Annotated in this window: 24 protein-coding genes; 18 read left to right on the top strand and 6 right to left on the bottom strand. The window is 66.3% G+C overall.

What is annotated here, in order from left to right; translation table 11 throughout:
- Position 1: 1 nt before the first annotated feature.
- From MYCSM_RS12225 to hypD, 14 genes are read left to right on the top strand one after another with little or no spacing between them, the layout of a single operon-like run.
- Positions 2–892, top strand: a complete 891-nt coding sequence (locus MYCSM_RS12225; RefSeq protein ID WP_015306466.1) for a NifU family protein — start codon at positions 2–4, stop codon at positions 890–892.
- Positions 892–1,527 carry a DUF5947 family protein gene (locus tag MYCSM_RS12220; protein ID WP_015306465.1) on the top strand — a complete coding sequence of 212 codons (636 nt, stop codon included), beginning with the start codon at positions 892–894 and terminating at the stop codon, positions 1,525–1,527. The genes MYCSM_RS12225 and MYCSM_RS12220 overlap by 1 nt, the downstream gene beginning before the upstream one ends.
- Positions 1,524–2,168 carry a DUF6084 family protein gene (locus MYCSM_RS12215; protein WP_015306464.1) on the top strand — a complete coding sequence of 215 codons (645 nt, stop codon included), beginning with the start codon at positions 1,524–1,526 and terminating at the stop codon, positions 2,166–2,168. The genes MYCSM_RS12220 and MYCSM_RS12215 overlap by 4 nt, the downstream gene beginning before the upstream one ends.
- Positions 2,168–3,502: a hypothetical protein gene (locus tag MYCSM_RS12210; protein ID WP_015306463.1), complete on the top strand. Its 1,335-nt coding sequence runs from the start codon at positions 2,168–2,170 to the stop codon at positions 3,500–3,502. Before MYCSM_RS12215 ends, MYCSM_RS12210 begins: the two co-directional genes overlap by 1 nt.
- Positions 3,493–3,612, top strand: coding sequence for a DUF6893 family small protein (locus MYCSM_RS39040; RefSeq protein WP_015306462.1), 120 nt, complete (start codon positions 3,493–3,495; stop codon positions 3,610–3,612). The genes MYCSM_RS12210 and MYCSM_RS39040 overlap by 10 nt, the downstream gene beginning before the upstream one ends.
- Before the next feature lie 16 nt (positions 3,613–3,628).
- Entirely contained in the window at positions 3,629–4,111 is a 483-nt protein-coding gene (locus MYCSM_RS12205) for a hydrogenase maturation protease (RefSeq protein WP_015306461.1), read from the top strand.
- A 2-nt stretch (positions 4,112–4,113) separates the two neighbouring features.
- Positions 4,114–4,398: a HypC/HybG/HupF family hydrogenase formation chaperone gene (locus MYCSM_RS12200; protein WP_015306460.1), complete on the top strand. Its 285-nt coding sequence runs from the start codon at positions 4,114–4,116 to the stop codon at positions 4,396–4,398.
- On the top strand, positions 4,395–6,698 hold the full coding sequence (gene hypF / locus MYCSM_RS12195; RefSeq protein ID WP_015306459.1) for a carbamoyltransferase HypF: 2,304 nt from the start codon (positions 4,395–4,397) through the stop codon (positions 6,696–6,698). The genes MYCSM_RS12200 and hypF overlap by 4 nt, the downstream gene beginning before the upstream one ends.
- On the top strand, positions 6,695–7,390 hold the full coding sequence (locus tag MYCSM_RS12190; RefSeq protein WP_015306458.1) for a DUF6390 family protein: 696 nt from the start codon (positions 6,695–6,697) through the stop codon (positions 7,388–7,390). Before hypF ends, MYCSM_RS12190 begins: the two co-directional genes overlap by 4 nt.
- Complete coding sequence (locus tag MYCSM_RS12185) at positions 7,387–8,103, top strand: hydrogenase assembly protein HypCF (protein ID WP_015306457.1); 717 nt, start codon at positions 7,387–7,389, stop codon at positions 8,101–8,103. The genes MYCSM_RS12190 and MYCSM_RS12185 overlap by 4 nt, the downstream gene beginning before the upstream one ends.
- Positions 8,100–8,780 carry a D-sedoheptulose-7-phosphate isomerase gene (locus MYCSM_RS12180; protein ID WP_015306456.1) on the top strand — a complete coding sequence of 227 codons (681 nt, stop codon included), beginning with the start codon at positions 8,100–8,102 and terminating at the stop codon, positions 8,778–8,780. Before MYCSM_RS12185 ends, MYCSM_RS12180 begins: the two co-directional genes overlap by 4 nt.
- Positions 8,777–9,862 (top strand): hydrogenase expression/formation protein HypE, encoded by a 1,086-nt coding sequence (gene hypE, locus MYCSM_RS12175; protein WP_015306455.1) that lies wholly within the window; start codon positions 8,777–8,779, stop codon positions 9,860–9,862. Before MYCSM_RS12180 ends, hypE begins: the two co-directional genes overlap by 4 nt.
- 15 nt (positions 9,863–9,877) lie before the next feature.
- Entirely contained in the window at positions 9,878–10,150 is a 273-nt protein-coding gene (locus tag MYCSM_RS12170; protein WP_015306454.1) for a HypC/HybG/HupF family hydrogenase formation chaperone, read from the top strand.
- Positions 10,151–10,160: 10 nt separating this feature from the next.
- Positions 10,161–11,285 (top strand): hydrogenase formation protein HypD, encoded by a 1,125-nt coding sequence (gene hypD / locus MYCSM_RS12165; RefSeq protein ID WP_015306453.1) that lies wholly within the window; start codon positions 10,161–10,163, stop codon positions 11,283–11,285.
- 9 nt (positions 11,286–11,294) lie between these two features.
- On the opposite strand, the gene MYCSM_RS12160 is transcribed toward hypD, so the two are convergent.
- The gene (locus tag MYCSM_RS12160) at positions 11,295–11,561 is read right to left on the bottom strand and encodes a helix-turn-helix domain-containing protein (RefSeq protein ID WP_041313877.1); all 267 of its coding nucleotides are present in this window, start codon (positions 11,559–11,561) and stop codon (positions 11,295–11,297) included.
- An 80-nt stretch (positions 11,562–11,641) separates the two neighbouring features.
- Between MYCSM_RS12160 and map the strand changes: the two genes are divergently transcribed.
- Positions 11,642–12,454: a type I methionyl aminopeptidase gene (map, locus tag MYCSM_RS12155; RefSeq protein WP_015306451.1), complete on the top strand. Its 813-nt coding sequence runs from the start codon at positions 11,642–11,644 to the stop codon at positions 12,452–12,454.
- A 40-nt stretch (positions 12,455–12,494) separates the two neighbouring features.
- Positions 12,495–12,932, top strand: coding sequence for a hypothetical protein (locus tag MYCSM_RS12150; RefSeq protein ID WP_015306450.1), 438 nt, complete (start codon positions 12,495–12,497; stop codon positions 12,930–12,932).
- Between the two features lie 48 nt (positions 12,933–12,980).
- Here MYCSM_RS12150 and MYCSM_RS12145 read toward each other — a convergent pair whose 3' ends face one another.
- Together MYCSM_RS12145 and MYCSM_RS12140 are read right to left on the bottom strand one after the other, a co-directional pair.
- On the bottom strand, positions 12,981–13,175 hold the full coding sequence (locus tag MYCSM_RS12145) for a DUF3046 domain-containing protein (protein ID WP_015306449.1): 195 nt from the start codon (positions 13,173–13,175) through the stop codon (positions 12,981–12,983).
- A 10-nt stretch (positions 13,176–13,185) separates the two neighbouring features.
- Positions 13,186–14,358, bottom strand: coding sequence for a glycosyltransferase (locus MYCSM_RS12140; RefSeq protein ID WP_015306448.1), 1,173 nt, complete (start codon positions 14,356–14,358; stop codon positions 13,186–13,188).
- Between the two features lie 74 nt (positions 14,359–14,432).
- Here MYCSM_RS12140 and MYCSM_RS12135 point away from each other — a divergent pair, with 74 nt between their 5' ends.
- Together MYCSM_RS12135 and MYCSM_RS12130 are read left to right on the top strand one after the other, a co-directional pair.
- Positions 14,433–14,876, top strand: coding sequence for a limonene-1,2-epoxide hydrolase family protein (locus MYCSM_RS12135; RefSeq protein ID WP_015306447.1), 444 nt, complete (start codon positions 14,433–14,435; stop codon positions 14,874–14,876).
- Complete coding sequence (locus tag MYCSM_RS12130; RefSeq protein WP_015306446.1) at positions 14,873–15,289, top strand: DUF5313 domain-containing protein; 417 nt, start codon at positions 14,873–14,875, stop codon at positions 15,287–15,289. The genes MYCSM_RS12135 and MYCSM_RS12130 overlap by 4 nt, the downstream gene beginning before the upstream one ends.
- Here the strand turns inward: MYCSM_RS12130 and pspM are convergent.
- The 3 genes from pspM to clgR all read right to left on the bottom strand — a co-directional run bounded on the left by pspM (position 15,286) and on the right by clgR (position 17,352).
- A complete protein-coding gene (pspM, locus tag MYCSM_RS12125; protein ID WP_015306445.1) occupies positions 15,286–16,107 on the bottom strand; it encodes a phage shock envelope stress response protein PspM in 822 nt (273 codons plus the stop codon). The two genes, MYCSM_RS12130 and pspM, sit on opposite strands and share 4 nt — an antisense overlap.
- A 12-nt stretch (positions 16,108–16,119) precedes the next feature.
- Positions 16,120–16,932 (bottom strand): phage shock protein PspA, encoded by an 813-nt coding sequence (gene pspA / locus MYCSM_RS12120; RefSeq protein WP_015306444.1) that lies wholly within the window; start codon positions 16,930–16,932, stop codon positions 16,120–16,122.
- Positions 16,933–17,025: 93 nt separating this feature from the next.
- On the bottom strand, positions 17,026–17,352 hold the full coding sequence (clgR, locus tag MYCSM_RS12115) for a transcriptional regulator ClgR (RefSeq protein WP_015306443.1): 327 nt from the start codon (positions 17,350–17,352) through the stop codon (positions 17,026–17,028).
- Positions 17,353–17,373: the final 21 nt, after the last annotated feature.

Below are 17,373 nucleotides of genomic sequence, written 5' to 3'. Positions count from 1 at the left end.
TATGGCCCCGCCGACACTGCCAGGCCTTTCCGATTCCCAGGACGACGCGCAGTGGCGCACGGCGGGCGAGCGCATACAAGCCCTGCTCGACGCGTCGTCATCGGGCGGCGCCGTCGCACGCGAACGCGCGGAACAACTCGTCCGGGAGGTGACCGACCTCTACGGAGCCGCGCTGGAGCGCATGATGGACGTGGCGTTGGCCGCCGAACCGGCGCTGTCAGACCGGTTTGCGGCCGACGACCTCGTCGCCAGCCTCCTTCTGGTACACGGGTTGCATCCATACGGCGTCGAGCGGCGGGTGTCGGACGCGTTGGACAGCGTGCGGCCCTACCTTGGCTCGCACGGCGGAGATGTGTCACTGCTGGGCGTCGCCGACGGCGTGGTTCGCCTTCAGTTCCAGGGCAGCTGCAAGACTTGCCCGTCGTCGTCGGTCACGTTGGAGCTCGCGGTCGAGGACGCGGTGCGTGCCGCTGCGCCGGAGATCACCTCGATCGAAGTCGTTGCGGCGGAAAATGTTTCCACCTCGAGTGTGATTCCGGCCGATTCACTGATGCACCGGCTGCACGCCAACGGCCACCAATGGCAGCCTGTCCCCGAGCTCGCCGGATTGGCCGACGGTGAAGTCGGTGGCTTCCGAGTGTCGGGCGTGACGGCGCTGGTCTGCCGGATCGGCGGCGACGTCTACGCCTACCGCGACCGCTGCGCGAGCTGCCTCGGCACCTTAACGGGAGCGCAACTGCGCGGCGCGGTGCTGCAGTGCCCGGCCTGCGGCGCAGGCTTCGACGCCGTGCATGCTGGCGCAGGCGTCGGCGGTGACAGCCATCTGGACCCGCTGCCTTTGCTGGTGCGCGACGGCGTGCTGTCGATGGCCGTTCCTGAAGGGGTGGCGTGATGGATGCGGCCTTCGATGTGCTGACTCGCATCCGCGCCAACCGCGGAGCCCCACAGCCCATTGGTGAACGGTGTGAGATGTGTTCAGAGGCCATCGCGGACGAGCATCAGCATGTGGTGAATCTCGAAGGCAGGCAATTGATGTGTGTCTGCCGCGGCTGCTACCTGCTGTTCACTGACACCGCGGCCGACTTGCGCTACCGCGCCATCCCGGACCGCTACCTGGTATTCGAGGGTTTCGCGCTGGATCGCCGCGCTTGGGAGGCACTGCAGATCCCCGTCGGGCTGGCGTTCTTCTTCCACAACTCGACGCTCGGCCGCACCGTCGCATTCTATCCGGGGCCGGCGGGCGCCACCGAGTCCGAACTGGATCTGCAGGCGTGGAACGACATCCGCACCTCCGATCCGCGAGTGGACACCGCCGCGGCGGACACCGAGGCCTTGCTCGTTCGGGTGCCCGACGATGAAACTGCGTCTCCCCGCGCGTATTTGGTTCCCATCGACGCCTGCTACGAGTTCGTCGGCCGGTTGCGCATGATGTGGCGCGGATTCGACGGCGGCCAGGACGTCCGCAGCTACATCGAGGGGTTCTTCGAACAGCTCGACAACCGCAGCAGAGTAGTTGACCGGACATGACCGACATCACGTTCGCCGTCCTCGACGTCGCGCCGGAACCATACGCGGTGACGCCGATTCTGATGGCGCGCGTCGGCATCGCCTCCATCGCTGAGGAACCCGTGCACGCGGTCGCATTGCGTTGTCAGGTCCGCATCGAGCCGTCGCGGCGCCAATACTCCGATGATGAGGCCGCCGCACTCACGGATCTGTTCGGGCCGCGGGATAGGTGGGCCGCGACTCAACACTCGTTCCTGTGGCAGCACGCAAACGCGATGGTGCCGGGATTCACCGGTACCACCCAGGTGAGCATGCCGCTGGAATGCACGTATGACTTCGAGGTGGCAGCGGCGAAGTATCTGCATGCGCTGGGTGACGGTACCATCCCGCTGCAATTCCTGTTCAGCGGAACGGTTTTCGGGCGGGGCGCAAACGGTTTTACCGTTCAGCAGGTGCCGTGGGACCGGGAAGAGCGCTACGACATGCCCGTCTCAATCTGGCGCGACCTGGTCCGGCAGCACTTCCCCAACACCGGGTGGGTGCGGCTGGACCGCGACACCATCGACTCGCTGGCGGCGTACCGCTCGGCGCGCGGCTTGCTCGGGTTCGACGAGGCGATCACCTCGCTGCTCGCGGGAAACTCGGCGGCGCGGGAGACGTGATGACCGCTGGATGGAACCATGCACGCGCCGTCGCCGACGCGGTGCTCTACGAGGGCTACCTGCTCTACCCGTACCGCGCGACCTCGGGAAAGAACCAGTCGCGCTGGCAGTTCGGAGTACTCGGCCCGCAGGGCGCCGCTGACACCGGCATCGGTGAGGACAACACGCTATCCGCGCAAGTGCTGGTTCGCTCGAGCGGCGTCCCGGCACTGTCCGGCGTGGTGCGGTTCCTACAGCTACAACATCGGGCGGCGGAGCGGGAAGTCGGCGGCCGCTACCAGCCAACCGCCGAGCTGTCCACCGGTTCCGCTAGCTGGCTCAGCTGGGACGAGGCCGTCGAATGCGAGATCGCGATAGACCGCTTCTCCGTCACGAGTCTGCCACGCACGCTCGATATTTCGGTCGCGTCCGGCAGCGACGTCGAGATGTTGGACGGCGGTCGTTTGGTCCGCACCCGCCGCGCGCTGTGCGGTCAACTCGACATCTCCACAGAGCGGGACGGCGACCTGTTGCGGCTGTCGTTCGAGCTACGCAACGTCGCGCCGCCGGCCCCCGACAAGAACGAGGCAATCGCCACCTCCATGATCGGCACGCATCTCCTTATCGAAGTAGCCGGCGGCGAGTTCGTGTCTCTTCTCGAACCACCGGACTCCGCGGCCGACGCCGTCGCGCGGTGCACGCAGCACCGTTGCTTCCCAGTGCTCGCGGGACCGCCGGGTGAACGCGATCTGGTGCTGGTTTCGCCCATCATTCTGTACGACCATCCCGAGATCGCAGAACAGAGCAAGGGCGCGTTGTACGACTCGACAGAGATCGACGAGATCCTCACGCTGCGGATCATGACGATGACCGACGAGGAGAAGGCGCAGGCCCGGGCCACTGACCCGTTGGCCGCCCAGATCATCGACCGCTGCGACACCATGTCACCAGAAGCCATGCTGGATCTGCACGGTGTGCTGCGCAATCCGCACGCACCGCCGCAGGGACCACAGTTGATTCCGGAAGTCCCCGCGGACGTAGACTGGTGGGATCCCATGGCGGACAACGCAGTACGCCCCGAACTCGACGCCATCCTGGTCAACGGCACCCGGGTGTCCCGGGGCAGCCGTGTCCGCCTGCACCCATCGCGCAGGGCCGACGCCCAGGACCTGTTTTATGCCGACAAGGTCGCGCGTGTCACCTCGGTCCACGAAGACGTCGACGGCGACCAGCACGTCGGCGTGGTCCTCGAGGAGGATCCTGCCGCCGACCTGCACGACTGGTATGGCCGCTACCTGTACTTCGCTCCCGATGAAGTTGAACCACTCACCGAAAGGAGTTCGCAATGGACGTAGTGGGATGGGTGGCCGTGGCCGTCGTAGCGGTCGTCGTCATAGGTGGCGTCGCCGTAGGCGTGGTGAACCTTCCGGACGCGCGCCGGTACATGAAGATCCGCCGGATGTGACAGTGAGCGAGGTGGGATCACGTCAAGAATTCTGGTAGCCGGGATCGGCAACATCTTCCTCGGTGACGACGGCTTCGGCCCCGAGGTGATGCGTCACGTCCCGCAACGCCTGGCGGGTCCGCGGATCCAGTTGGTCGACTATGGCATTCGGGGCATGCACCTGGCGTACGACCTGCTCGACGGTTGCGAGGCCCTCGTCCTGGTCGACGCCATCCCCAGCCGGGGATCACCGGGAACTGTTCATATCTTCGAGGCCGACCTCGAAAGCCTGACCGCTGCAAGCGGTCTCGATGCGCACGCCATGGACCCCGGTGCGGTGTTCGCCAGTCTGAACGCACTCGGCGGCACACCGCCGTACACGGTGGTGATCGGCTGCGAGGCCGCGAACGTCGATGAAGGCATCGGACTCTCAGCTGAGGTGGCCACCGCGATACCCGCAGCGGTGCGTGCGCTCGAGGACGTCGTTGCGCGACTGCTCGAACCAGTCAAGGGAGGCTGACCATGTGCCTTGGCATCCCGGGGCAAGTCATCCACATGCTGGAGGGCTACGGCAACCAGCTCGCACTCGTCGACGTCGCCGGTGAGCAGAGGAAAGTCAACGTCGGGATGCTGCCCGACGAAACCTTCGGACCAGGCGACTGGGTGATCATCCACATGGGCTTCGTCGTCGAGAAGACCGACAAGGCCGGCGCCGACGCGGCGATGGAAGGCCTCGAACTGATGGGTTCCGGGAGCGAGTCTCGACAAGCGACCGATGTCAGCCGGAACACCGAGACGTCGCCATGACGACTCGGCGCCGATTGCGTATCTGTGTGCATGGAGTAGTCCAGGGCGTGGGCTTCCGGCCGTTCGTCTACGCGAGCGCAGCAGCACTCGGATTGTCCGGGTCGGTACGCAACGACACCGCAGGCGCCATCATCGAAGTGGAGGGCGACCCGTCGAACCTTGATCGCTTCCTCACCCAGTTGCGTGACCGGCCACCGCCGCTGGCGATTGTTGAATCAGTTGAGACACAGGATATCCCGATCGTCGGGGGCACCGGCTTCGCGATCGCCGACACGTCGCGCTCCGACGGTGGCCGAACGCTGGCCTCCCCCGACGTCGCGATGTGTACAGAATGTGCGGCCGAACAACGCGACCCGTCGAACAGGCGCTACCGCCACGCGTTCGTCAACTGCACCAACTGCGGGCCCCGCTTCACGATCATCGCCAGCCTGCCCTACGACCGCGCCTCGACCACGATGGCGACGTTCCCGATGTGCGCCGACTGCGCCCGCGAATACGCCGACCCCGCCGACCGGCGCTTCCACGCGCAGCCCGTGTGCTGCCCGAACTGCGGTCCGACGCTGCGTTACCGGGACGCCGCCGGCAACCTGACGCACAGCGACGATGCACTGGCCCATGCGCGGCGACTGCTACGCGACGGCGGCATCCTCGCCGTCAAGGGCATCGGCGGATACCACCTGGCCTGTGACGCCGCCGACGGGGCGGCCGTTGCCGAGCTGCGACGGCGAAAGCAGCGCGGCGACAAGCCGTTCGCGGTGATGGTGCCCGACCTGCCGAGCGCGTGCGCCATCGCAGACGTCGATGACCCGTCGGCTCGACTGCTGACCGGTCCGCAGCGACCGATCGTGCTGATCGCCCGCCGGCCCGATGCGCGCATCGCCGACGCGGTGGCGCCGCGAAACCCCGATCTCGGCGTCATGTTGGCCTACACACCTCTGCACGCACTGCTGTTCGGTCTGCCAGGCGATTCGGCGGGGCCACCCGTGCTGGTGATGACGTCGGGCAATCTGGGCGGCGAGCCCATCTGCTTTACCGATGACGATGCGCTCGAACGGCTTTCGCACCTGGCCGACGGCTGGCTGATGCACGACCGGGACATCTTGGTGCCCTGCGACGACTCCGTGCTGCGGGTGGTCTCCGTCGGCGAAGCCGACGACGAGGGCGAGAGCGTTGAGTTGCCGATCCGGCGGTCGCGGGGGTATGCGCCCCTGCCGATTGCTCTGCCCATCACCCTGCCGCCGACGATGGCGGTGGGCGCCGACCTGAAGAACACGATGGCGGTGGCGGACGGCAAGTATGCCTGGTTGAGCCAGCACATCGGCGACATGGACGACCTCGCGACGCTGTCGGCCTTCGACGCCGCGCAACAGCACCTGCGTGAGCTCACCGCCGTCGACCCCGAAGTGCTTGTGGCCGACGCACATCCGGTGTATCGATCGACCGCCTGGGCACACCGCAACGCCGCCGGGCGGCCGGTCAGAACCGTGCAGCATCACCACGCCCACATCGCTGCGGTGATGGCCGAGCACGGCTTGGACGGATCGCAGCAGGTGCTCGGCTTCGCCTTCGACGGCACCGGCTACGGTCCTGACAACGCCGTCTGGGGCGGTGAGGTGCTACTCGCCAACTACAAGGGCTACCAGCGGCTCGCGCAGCTCAAGTATGTTCCGCTCGCGGGCGGTGACATCAGCGTGCTGCGCCCTTACCGGATGGCGCTAGCGCATCTGTGGGCCGCGGGCATCGCGTGGGAGCCGGACCTACCACCGGTGGCTGCCTGCCCCGTCGACGAGCGACAAGTGTTGCGCCGTCAACTCGAAACGGGGGTTGGCTGTGTGCCGACGTCCAGCATGGGCAGGCTGTTCGACGCGGTATCCGCGCTGATCGGGGTAAGACAGGTGGTGGCCTACGAGGCACAGGCGGCCATCGAACTGGAAGCGCTTTCGCGTGGCGTCGACTGCGGCGCAAGCACTTACAGCTTCGACGTGGGTGACGGTGTGATGGATCCGGCGCCCGTGGTAGGTGCGGTGGTCCGCGATGTCCGCGACGGCGTGCCGCAGGGCGTGATCGGTGCACGGTTCCATCGCGCCGTCGCCGATCTGATCGCCGAGCTCGCCGACCGGGAACGCGACGCGTCGCAGCTCGTCGCCCTTTCCGGCGGCGTCTTCCAGAACAGCCTGCTGCTGCAACTGACGTTGAATGGACTGCATGCCAAGGGACTCCAGGTGATCACGCATCGCGCGGTGCCGCCGAACGACGGCGGTGTCGCGTTGGGCCAACTGATGGTGGGGAACAGCGGATGACACTGTTCGACCAGTATGCCTATCCACCAAACGAGCTCGGTTATTGCGGCCCGAGTGGCGGCGGTGGCGCGCTCGAACTTGCCGTTCATGCCAAGGAGTTCGACGGCGCCTGGCCGTACCTGAGGGCCATTGCCGACGCTGTCGGTGCCTCTGATCCACTCTCCGACGAGGTGGTCAGCAGCTACTGGGTCGGCGGTCCGGCGTTGGCCAAGGTCGACCCGGCCGCGCTGCTCACTCGGCTGCGGACATCGTTCAAGGGTCAGGTCACCGGGTTGCTCGAAGGCCTTGAGTCGGGCCCAGAGGTATTGGCGCATCACAGTTTTCACGTCTTCGTGGTCTACCCGTGGATCCGCTTCCTCGACCGCGATGCGGCGACAGCGCTTGGCGTAATGCAGGACTGCCGGATCCGCTGGGGCACGGTCGAGTCGGTCGACGGTGAGCACGCCATGATCGCGTCTCCTCCACTGCGACTCGCAGACGGCGTACTGACGCTCGGCGATCCCCAGCCCGAACAAGTGCAGTGGAAGAAGGGTGAGCTGTCGCTGGCACCCGCCCCAGCACCGGGTTCCATCGTTGCAGCGCACTGGAATTGGGTGTGCGGGACGCTGGACCCCGATCAACATATGGCACTCGAAGCCGCCACCCAGGCAACACTCGATCTAGTCAACACCTTGAGGGGAGGTCGACAATGACGACCGCGCAACTCGGGGGTTCGTACATCGGTGTGGAGTTGTCCGCCGATCTGGCTGCCGCCGCACTGGACTTGGCCCGCAGATTCCACGACGGGGCCACACTGTGGGTGATTTCACCGCAGTGGGAACCCCACGCCCACCACGTCGCCGTCGAGTTCGTCCATCCGGTGATCATGGGGAAACGCGCCCTGCCGTCGGTGGCGCTCGTCGAACCGGATCCCGTCGCGCAGACCCGGGTCGCCAGCCAGCCCGGCGATCTGCTGGTCGCGGTCGCGTCGGCCGACGAGCCCGCAGTCGTCGAGGCCATGCGACGCGCACCCGCGTGGGGTGTGTTGACGCTGTGGATCGGTTCGGGTCCGCGACCGCCTGCAGGCGCGGCCAACCACATCCTGTGGATCGACTCCGACGACCCGATGGTGCCCGCCACCGGAACGTTCGTGCTGATGTATCACCTGCTGTGGGAGCTGACCCACGTCTGCTTCGAACACCCCGGACTGCTCAAGCCACAAGCAGAAGGCGACGCCTGCGTCACCTGTAGCGACGAGGGGCGGCTCGCCGAGGTGATTATCGAACCGGCCGACGGTCAGGCGCTCGTGCGAACAGCCAGCGGCGAGGAGTGGGTGGACACCACGGTGCTCGGCGACGTCGACGTCAACGACTTGATTCTGGTGCACGCCGGAGCGGCGATCATACGTCTGGAGGCGATGTCATGACGACCCGACACGAACCCGAAAGCACAGCGTTCCTCTACCCGTTCATCGAATCCGAGGAGACCGACGCCACCAGTCTGCTCGACGATCTGGCCGCCTCGGCCCGGGGTAAGGCAGGAGAAAGCGCACGGCTGCAACGGGAATCGCTCGACGAGTACGCCCCCGGTCTGACCGCGGCGGGCACCCAGATGGCCGAGCGCTTCCTGCGCGGCGGCAGGCTCTACACGCTCGGCAACGGCGGCAGTTCCACCGACGCGGCAACGCTGGCGACGCTGTTCAGTCGCCCCGCCCGGGGCAGACCGGTGGCGGCGTGGTCGCTGGCTGCCGACGAGGCAGTGGTGACAGCCCTGGGCAACGATGTCGGATTCGAGCTGATCTTCAAGCGCCAGATCATCGCTCACGCAAGGGATCGCGACGTTGCGATCGCGTTGTCCACATCGGGCAACTCCGAAGACCTGATGACTGCGATCACCGAGGCCAAGCAACGGGGCCTGGTCACCGTCGGCTTTTCAGGGCATGACGGCGGCAGGATGGCCGCCGCTGACGATCTGGACTTCTGCTTCACCGTGCACTCGCAGAGCATCCACCGCATCCAGGAGAGCCACGCGATGCTCGGATATCGCCTGTGGTCGGTTACGCAGGAACACATGGCCCGAGCGATCTCGGAGGCCCGCGCATGAGCACCACCGCCGACCGCGAAGACCGTGTGCTGGAAAGGATCGACAAGTTCCGCCAGCGCAGGCCGCGACTGCTCGACGACGTGGTGACGCTCGCGCACGGGGCGGGCGGCAAGTCGTCGGCAGCGTTGGTCGACGCGGTGTTCCTGGAGGCGTTCCGCAATGACGAACTCGAACAGCTCGGCGATGCCGCCGCGCTACGCACCCCCTCGGGTGAGCGGCTCGCGTTCTCGACCGACTCGTATGTCGTTTCGCCACGGCGCTTTCCAGGCGGATCCATCGGCCACGTCGCGGTGCACGGCACCATCAACGATCTGGCGGTCTCGGGTGCGCGTCCGCAGTGGCTGTCGGCGGCGTTCGTCATCGAGGAGGGATTCCCGATCGCCGAACTGCGCGAGATCGTCGCGGATATGAGCGAAGCCGCCGTGAACGCGGGCGTTCTGATCGTCACCGGCGATACCAAAGTCGTCGGCAAAGGTGCGGCCGATGGTGTCTACATCTCGACCGCCGGCGTCGGCGTGATTCCCGAGGGCAGGCAGTTGTCTCGCGGTCAGGTCCAGCCCGGCGACAAGGTGTTGTTGTCCGGGACCATCGGCGAGCACGGCATGGCCGTCATGCTGGCCCGCGGCGACCTGGCCATCGACGCGGACATCGAGTCCGACACGGCACCCGTGCACGAACTGGTCGAAATCTTGCTTGCCGCAGCGCCGTCGACGCGGTGGATGCGCGATGCGACGCGCGGCGGTGTCGGCACCGTGGCGAACGAACTCGTGAAGGACTCGCCGTTCGCGTTGATCCTCGACGAGGCCACGCTGCCGGTGCAGCCGCAGGTGCTCGGGGCCTGCGACATGCTCGGCATCGACCCGCTGTACGTGGCGAACGAAGGCAAGTTCGTCGCCATAGTTCCGCCCGATGAAGCGGAGGCGGCCGTCGCGGCCTTGCGCGAACATCCACAAGGCGCCATTGCCGCCGTTGTCGGTGAGATCGTCCCCGACCCGCACGGAATCGTAGCGCTGCGAACATCATTCGGCGGCAGCCGGATCGTCGACATGCTCGTCGGTGACCCGCTGCCCCGCATCTGCTGAGCAAAGGAGAAACCGATGTGTCTTGGGATACCGGGTCAAGTGGTCGACATCGTCGACGCCGAACAGTCCCTGGCCAAGGTCGACGTGAACGGGGTGCGCAGAAACATCAGTGTGCGCCTGCTGGCCGATGACAACCTGCAAGTCGGTGACTGGGTACTGGTGCACGTCGGCTTCGCGCTGGCGAAGATCGACGAGCGCGAGGCAGCCATGACGCTGGACCAGGTGCAGAAGATGGGCGAGAACTATCAGCAGGAGATCGACGCGTTCAACGACTCCGAAATCGCTTGAGAGGCTTGACATGAAGTTTGTCGACGAATTCCGCGACCCCGCCGCCGCACGCGCGTTGGTCAAGTCCATCACCGAGCTGGCCGGCGGCGATGAGTTCAAATTCATGGAGGTGTGCGGAGGTCACACGCACACCATCTACCGGCACGGCATCGAGCATCTGCTTCCCGAAGCGGTGGAGTTGGTGCATGGACCCGGCTGCCCGGTGTGCGTGATACCGATGGGCCGTGTCGACGACGCGATGTGGCTGGCCGAGCAGCCCGGCGTCATCTTCACGACGTTCGGCGACATGATGCGGGTACCGGGTTCGAAGGGAAATCTGATCGAGGCGAAGGCGCGCGGAGCCGACGTGAGATTCGTGTACTCACCGCTGGACGCGCTTAAGGTCGCGCTCGACAACCCGGACCGCCACGTGGTGTTCTTCGCGGTCGGATTCGAAACCACGGCGCCGTCAACGGCGGTCACGCTGGTGCGGGCACGGACGCTCGGCGTGCGCAACTTCAGCGTGTTCTGTAACCACGTCACCATCGTCCCGCCGATCAAGGCGATCCTCGAGTCGCCGGATTTACGGTTGTCCGGCTTCCTCGGCCCCGGCCACGTCTCCACGGTCGTTGGTTTGCGGCCCTACCGGTTCGTGCCCGAGGTATACGGAAAACCGATGGTGGTGGCCGGGTTTGAGCCGTTGGACATCCTCGCGTCGGTGCACATGCTGCTGCAGCAGATCCGCGACGGCCGCTGCGAGGTGGAAAACCAGTACACCCGGGTGGTCCGGCCCGAGGGCAACACCCAGGCGCTGAAGCTGATGGCCGCGACGTTCGAGCTACGGCCGCACTTCGAATGGCGGGGACTGGGATTCATTTCGCAAAGCGCATTGAAGGTACATCCCGACTACGCGGAGTTCGACGCGGAGCACAAGTTCGACATGCCAGGTGTCCGGGTCGCCGATCCGAAGGCATGCCAATGCGGCGAAGTGCTCAAGGGCGTGATCAAGCCGTGGGAGTGCAAGGTGTTCGGCACCGCGTGTACACCCGAGACGCCGATCGGCACGTGCATGGTGTCACCGGAAGGCGCCTGTGCGGCGTACTACAACTTCGGCAGGCTGCACCGCGAGACGGCACAGTTGTTGGGTCAGCGCTAGTCAGTGGGATTAGATGGCCACCCGTTGGTTGTCTGTCCCGTGCCACGCATCTACGGCATCCTGCAGTGGCAGGCCGAGTGCATTGCAGAGTCCTACGACGGTGCCGAAGCTCGGACTAGGCATCCTTCCGACCTCGAGTTTGCGCAGTGTCTCGGGTGAGATGCCAGCGTCACGCGCGATCACCTCGGGGTCGCGACCTGCCCGAGCCGTCCTGATGAGCGCGCCGAGGCGTTGGCCTGCTCTCACTTGCTCCGTACTCAGAGGTAAGCGCACCATGTCGCCCAGCATAGCCGGTATTTAATTACCGGTGCTGTTACGGTCGGTATAAAAATACCGATGGCCGATAGGTGTGGAACATGATCGAACTCAAGACTGCCGGCGAGATCGACAAGATGGCGGTTACGGGTGCATTCGTTGCGGAAACGCTGGCGACGCTCTCGATTCAGGCGCAGCCAGGTGTGAATTTGATGCAGCTCGAGCACCATGCCCGCAAGCTGATCGATGACCGTGGCGCGACGTCATGCTACTGGGATTACGCGCCGTCATTCGGTCGCGGTCCATTTCGCAATGTCATCTGCCTATCGGTCAATGATGCTGTGCTGCACGGCAAGCCGCGCGACTACGTGCTCCGAGAGGGTGACGTGTTGAGTCTCGACTTTGCCGTGTCAATCGACGGTTGGGTGGCCGATTCCGCAGTCACGGTCATCGTCGGTGGGGCGGCCGAACCTGCTGACGAAGAGCTGATCGCGTCGACACAACGAGCCCTTGCCGCGGGTATCGCCGCCGCGGTGCCCGGCGGACGACTCGGTGACATCTCCGCCGCCATCGGCGACGTCGCCACCGAGGCCGGATTTCGCGTCAATACCGAATTCGGCGGGCATGGGCTGGGCCGCACCATGCACGAGGATCCACACATCCCCAACCGCGGACGGCACGGGCGCGGATTGCTGCTGCGGCCGGGCATGACGCTCGCGCTTGAACCGTGGTGGGCACGCGGCAGTGATCGTCTGGTGATGGACGCCGACGGTTGGACGCTGCGCTCGGCGGACGGGTCGAATACGGCGCACTCCGAGCACACCATCGCGATCACCGAAACCGGTCCGCGGATACTCACGCAAACCCGGGTAGACAGGGTTGTGCCAGGGTCGGCGCGGGTAGCCAGCAATTAGCGTCGCCGCAGTCCATGCGGCGGGCTGTGAGGAGTTCCCAATGACCAAACCAGACGAACAGGGATCCCGAGATACCGGATCAGATTTGCCGTCAGGCGGGCCCGCCGACCGGCCGTCGGGCGCGTACAAGGGCGACGAGTCCGTTCCCCAACATGGCGAAGCCGAGAAGCCCGACTTCGAAACGGGCTTCACGACAGAACCGCCGCGCGACGTGAAACCGGAGGTGCCGCCCTACGAAGGCCGCCAAACAGAAGCAAAGCCCGACACCGGCGCCGGCGATGACGAGGGTGCGCGGACGGGCGGCGCAGTCAAGCCGACCAGCGATGCCGCCATGAAGTCGGACTCGGGCAGCGGCGGGACTACGTCACCGGCGCAGGAGCAGCCGGCGTCGCAGGCTTCCGAAACCGATCGGGACGACGACGCCGTTGACTCGCCCGCACATACGCAGGGTACTGGACGGGCCGAGAACAAGCGCTAGCGGTTTGTCCAGCCGCAACCGCACCGACCGCGGCCCAGACTCCGCAAGTCACCACTGATCACGCGGGACGTCAAAGTCAGCGCACAGCGCGCGCCAGACGTCGCGCGGCTCGACGCCGTCCTCGATAGCTTGCGCGGCGGTCCGTCCGCCGAATCCACTCAGTACATGGTCAACAAGCAACGACGCGCCGCGCACCGAGCCGAACTGGCTGGCGACGAGTTCCTGGAATTCGGTCAGCCGCACGCACCCAAACCTACGCGGAGGGTGCGAGCGCGTCATGGCACACCTGTACCGGATCGGCGACATCCGCTACGGTCGCTCCGGCGTCCCGGGCCGCCTCCCGGTAGCTCGGCGTCGACAACACCTCGCCGACGGCAGCCACCAGCGTTTCCGAAGTCAACGGCCGCACCAGTTGTGCACTGCCTTGGCGCACAATACGATTCGCGATCTCCCACTGGTCGCCTCCGCCGGGCACAACTACCATCGGCACCCCGGCCAGCAGCGCCTTGGCCACCAGACCGTGCCCTCCGCCGCAGATCACCAGATCGGCATGCGCCAGCAGTTCGTCCTGTCGGCCGAGGCCGACCACCGCCCATGGCGGCACCCTGAGGTCGGACCCGCCCAATCGGGACACCACCACGCGAGCGCCCTCGGGCAGTGTCTCCCCCGGCCGCAGCACCTCCAGCGCCAACTCTGCCAGGCCGACCGTCCCGATCACCGCCGTCGATGGTGCGACGACCACGACCGGCCCCGACCCGGGCGGTATCTCCAACACCGTCTCGGTCGGTTCGAAGTGCAGCGGCCCCACCATCACCGCCTCCTCCGGCCAGTCGGGGCGCGGCACCTCAAGAGCAGGTAACGTCGCGACTAGACGTCGACGCGGCCCGGGATCGACTGCGGGCAAACCGATTTCGACTCTGGCCGCCGAGCGCTCACGCAAGCCCTGCCGCCAGGACCGCGCGGTCAACGCCCGCATCACCGCGTCACGCAGCCGGCCACGCAGCCCCACGCCGGGTGCCAACCCACTACCGAGCGGCGGCAACCCCTTCGACGGCCGGTACAGCGGCGACGGGGTGAGCTCGATCCACGGCACACCCATCAACTCGGCCGCCAAACCGCCACAGGCGGTGATGACATCGGAGACCACCAGGTCCGGCCCCAGCTCACGCAGCCGCGGCACGTTCAGCACCGCCATCCGTGCCGCGCGCTGATGAATCTTGGCCCCGGCGTCGGTGTCGTCGTCGGCCGCGGTCGGGTCAAGCCCGTCGAGCTCGACCGCGTCGACCCCGATCTGACGTGCGGTGTCGAGCCATCGCGTCCCGGTCAGCAGCGTCGGGGAATCCCCCGCGGCCAGAAACCGACGGCCCAGCGCAATGGCTGGAAGGGCGTGCCCGGGATCCGGTCCGGCAACCACGGCGACCCGCACGCGCCTACCCTGCCACAACGGCCGCCGACGGCGGTGAGCACTTGCGCATAGAGCCAGGTACTACGCTGGCGGCCATGACTGACCAGGTTTCCCGGGCCTCAGACGTCGACAATCTGCGTACCGTCGAGACCTTGATCGCCGCCCTGCAGGAGGCGGATTTCGACAAGCTCGACTCCGTACTGGCGGACGACGTCGTCTGGACAAACGTCGGGCTGCTCACCTTGCGTGGCCGCGAGCGGATCGTGAAGTTGCTTCGCCCCATGCGGGGTCGGCTAGGCCTCGAGATAACGGTGCACCGCGTCGCCGCCGACGGCGATGTCGTACTGACCGAGCGCACCGACGCGATGGTGATTGGCCCGGTGCGCCTGCCGTTCTGGGTGTGCGGGGTGTTCGAGGTGCATGACGGACGAATCACGTTGTGGCGCGACTACTTCGACATGTTTGACTTCTTCGTCAAGGCCCCGCTGCGGGCCATCGCCGCTTTGGTGTTGCCGTCACGAAATCCGGCGCTGCAATGAGCGACAACACCGCCGCCACCAAGCCGAACCTGTGGCAGTACATCGGCTACTGCTACGGGCGCCGACTGCCCGACTCGATGCGGGACTGGGTGCGCGAGGACCTCGCGGGCAAGGGCGCAACGATCCGGACCATGGTGCGCGCCGCGATTCCCGCGCTGATCGTGCTTTCGCCGTTCTGGTTCATCCCGATGTCGCTCTATCTGCATCTGAGCACGACGCTGCCGATCTTCATCCCGTTCGTGCTGTTCTCGCACGCGCTGAACAAGGTGTACCGCCGCCATCGGCTCCGTCAGCATGGCCTGGACCCCGCCCTTGCCGACGAGCTCAAGCGCAAGAAGGACGCGCACATTCACGACGCGTACATCGCGAAGTACGGTCCGCGGACTGGACCGTCCAGCTCGCACGACGTCTAAGCGCCGCGCAGGTGGCCTAGTTCGTCGAAGGCCTGCGCCCAGCCCATCAGCCGATCGGTGGCGTTTACCAATTCGTCGCGGTAGCGCTGCTGCGACATCGGCGAGTGCGACATCGAGCCCCTGTTGGCCGCCGACACCAATTGTGCTGCGGCAGTGACCATTTCGTTGTACTGCCGGGCACCCGCATCGAGCTGGGCGCTGAACGCCGCGATGGTCGGGGCCAGGTGTGATCGCGACTGGGGCGCAGAACTGATCGCGCGTTCCATCGAAACCACCTCGTTGGCGGTGGCAGTCATCGTCGCGGCGGTCTGGTGGGCTGCCGCGGTCAACTCGCGCAGTTCGTCGGCCGGCAACATGCGGCCGCGCTCCATCACGCCGAGCAGCGAGAACAACCCGCGTTCGGAGGCGGCAAGCGCCGCTATTGGCTGCCGGGCCGCGGATCCCCACGGCGGAAGCCGCCGACCGGCACGCCGTGGCGGCGGCAGCGGTTCACCTCGCAGCCAGCGATAGCGCAGGAACGCCAACGTCGCCAAAAAGGCCGCGCCGACCGCGATCGGCGCCGGGATGAACAACGCCCACGCAGGCGTACTCCACGACGCCAAAAGTGCCGTCACCCCTACCCAGAACACACTCGACACCGCAAAGAACACGCCGAGCCGCAGCGCCCAGCGCCGCTTGCGCATCAACTTGGCGCGCGGATCGGCTGCCGCATTGAGCTTTTCGGATAATACGTCCGACCACTCCGCGGCGGTGTCAACCCCGCGCTGCACCAGCGTGCGCCAGGCTTCTGGTCGACCCGCGCGTGAATTCACCGTCATGCCTTACGAAAGTTATTGGGAGAGCGGATTTTCCGGTGCCGGCTGCTGATCGGCCACCGGCGTCGCCGGCGCGGTGGCCGTAGTGCCGCCGGCCGGCAGCTGATCGCCTCGCATCGAGGCGCGGATCTGCTCCAGCCGGGAATGCCCGGCCATCTGCACGCTGGCCTGCTGCACTTCCATCATCCGGCCCTGCACCGAGTTCTGCGCCAGCTCCGCCGAGCCCATGGCGTTGGCGTAGCGCCGCTCGATCTTGTCGCGCACCTCGTCGAGGCTCGGCGTGGTGCCCGGCGCCGCGATCTCGCTCATCGACCGCAGCGATGCGCTGACCTGCTCCTGCATCTTGGCCTGCTCGAGCTGAGACAGCAGCTTGGTGCGCTCGGCGATCTTCTGCTGCAACACCATCGCGTTCTGCTCGACGGCCTTCTTGGCCTGTCCGGCCGCCTGCAGCGCCTGGTCGTGCAACGTCTTGAGGTCCTCCACGCTCTGCTCGGCGGTGACGAGCTGAGCGGCGAAGGCCTCGGCGGCGTTGTTGTACTCGGTCGCCTTGGCGGCATCACCGCTGGCGGTGGCCTGGTCGGCGAGCGTCAACGCCTGGCGCACATTGACCTGCAGCTTCTCGATGTCCGCGAGCTGGCGGTTCAGCCGCATCTCCAGCTGGCGCTGATTACCGATGACCTGCGCCGCCTGCGTCGACAGTGCCTGATGCTGGCGCTGAGCCTCCTCGATGGCCTGCTGGATCTGCACCTTCGGGTCGGCGTACTCGTCCACCTTGGAGCTGAACAGCGCCATCAAGTACTTCCACGCCTTGACGAACGGATTGGCCATCAGATCACTTCCGCCTTTGTGTCGTTGTGTGTGCTGTCTGCCAACTTATCGGTTTCGCACAGATCGCTACACCCTGTGCGGCCGTTTTGCCGGTCAGGCCACCGCCATCGACACGACCTGCGGGATGACGACCTTCGTCGTGGCATCGATATTGGTGGCGCCGACGCGCGCGGGCGCCGCCAGTTCCTCGCGCGCCATCTCCTCGCCCGCGTCGGAGAGCACCCGCGACAGCGGGATATCCAGGGCGCCGCAGATAGCGCTGAGCAGTTCGCTCGAGGCCTCCTTGCGGCCACGTTCCACCTCTGACAGGTAGCCGAGGCTGACCCGGGCGGTATCGGAGACCTCACGCAGGGTGCGGCCCTGGTCGGTGCGGGCACGACGCAGCACGTCGCCGATCACCTCGCGCAGCAATGCCGTCATGGTCGTCTGCTCCTCGCGCAA

The sequence above is a fragment of the Mycobacterium sp. JS623 genome (assembly GCF_000328565.1).
In the GTDB taxonomy this organism is placed as follows: Bacteria; Actinomycetota; Actinomycetes; order Mycobacteriales; family Mycobacteriaceae; genus Mycobacterium.
Note: the sequence above shows the minus strand (reverse complement) of the source record. Positions and strands in the feature narration are given on the sequence as shown.

Excerpts from the sequence above, each read along its gene's own strand:
- MYCSM_RS12225 (WP_015306466.1), top strand. The coding sequence starts at position 2 with ATGGCCCCGCCGACACTGCCAGGCCTTTCCGATTCCCAGGACGACGCG.
- MYCSM_RS12220 (WP_015306465.1), top strand. The coding sequence starts at position 892 with ATGGATGCGGCCTTCGATGTGCTGACTCGCATCCGCGCCAACCGCGGA.
- MYCSM_RS12215 (WP_015306464.1), top strand. The coding sequence starts at position 1,524 with ATGACCGACATCACGTTCGCCGTCCTCGACGTCGCGCCGGAACCATAC.
- MYCSM_RS12210 (WP_015306463.1), top strand. The coding sequence starts at position 2,168 with ATGACCGCTGGATGGAACCATGCACGCGCCGTCGCCGACGCGGTGCTC.
- MYCSM_RS39040 (WP_015306462.1), top strand. The coding sequence starts at position 3,493 with ATGGACGTAGTGGGATGGGTGGCCGTGGCCGTCGTAGCGGTCGTCGTC.
- MYCSM_RS12200 (WP_015306460.1), top strand. The coding sequence starts at position 4,114 with ATGTGCCTTGGCATCCCGGGGCAAGTCATCCACATGCTGGAGGGCTAC.
- hypF (WP_015306459.1), top strand. The coding sequence starts at position 4,395 with ATGACGACTCGGCGCCGATTGCGTATCTGTGTGCATGGAGTAGTCCAG.
- MYCSM_RS12190 (WP_015306458.1), top strand. The coding sequence starts at position 6,695 with ATGACACTGTTCGACCAGTATGCCTATCCACCAAACGAGCTCGGTTAT.
- MYCSM_RS12185 (WP_015306457.1), top strand. The coding sequence starts at position 7,387 with ATGACGACCGCGCAACTCGGGGGTTCGTACATCGGTGTGGAGTTGTCC.
- MYCSM_RS12180 (WP_015306456.1), top strand. The coding sequence starts at position 8,100 with ATGACGACCCGACACGAACCCGAAAGCACAGCGTTCCTCTACCCGTTC.
- hypE (WP_015306455.1), top strand. The coding sequence starts at position 8,777 with ATGAGCACCACCGCCGACCGCGAAGACCGTGTGCTGGAAAGGATCGAC.
- MYCSM_RS12170 (WP_015306454.1), top strand. The coding sequence starts at position 9,878 with ATGTGTCTTGGGATACCGGGTCAAGTGGTCGACATCGTCGACGCCGAA.
- hypD (WP_015306453.1), top strand. The coding sequence starts at position 10,161 with ATGAAGTTTGTCGACGAATTCCGCGACCCCGCCGCCGCACGCGCGTTG.
- MYCSM_RS12160 (WP_041313877.1), bottom strand. The coding sequence starts at position 11,561 with ATGGTGCGCTTACCTCTGAGTACGGAGCAAGTGAGAGCAGGCCAACGC.
- map (WP_015306451.1), top strand. The coding sequence starts at position 11,642 with ATGATCGAACTCAAGACTGCCGGCGAGATCGACAAGATGGCGGTTACG.
- MYCSM_RS12150 (WP_015306450.1), top strand. The coding sequence starts at position 12,495 with ATGACCAAACCAGACGAACAGGGATCCCGAGATACCGGATCAGATTTG.
- MYCSM_RS12135 (WP_015306447.1), top strand. The coding sequence starts at position 14,433 with ATGACTGACCAGGTTTCCCGGGCCTCAGACGTCGACAATCTGCGTACC.
- MYCSM_RS12130 (WP_015306446.1), top strand. The coding sequence starts at position 14,873 with ATGAGCGACAACACCGCCGCCACCAAGCCGAACCTGTGGCAGTACATC.
- pspM (WP_015306445.1), bottom strand. The coding sequence starts at position 16,107 with ATGACGGTGAATTCACGCGCGGGTCGACCAGAAGCCTGGCGCACGCTG.
- pspA (WP_015306444.1), bottom strand. The coding sequence starts at position 16,932 with ATGGCCAATCCGTTCGTCAAGGCGTGGAAGTACTTGATGGCGCTGTTC.
- clgR (WP_015306443.1), bottom strand. The coding sequence starts at position 17,352 with ATGACGGCATTGCTGCGCGAGGTGATCGGCGACGTGCTGCGTCGTGCC.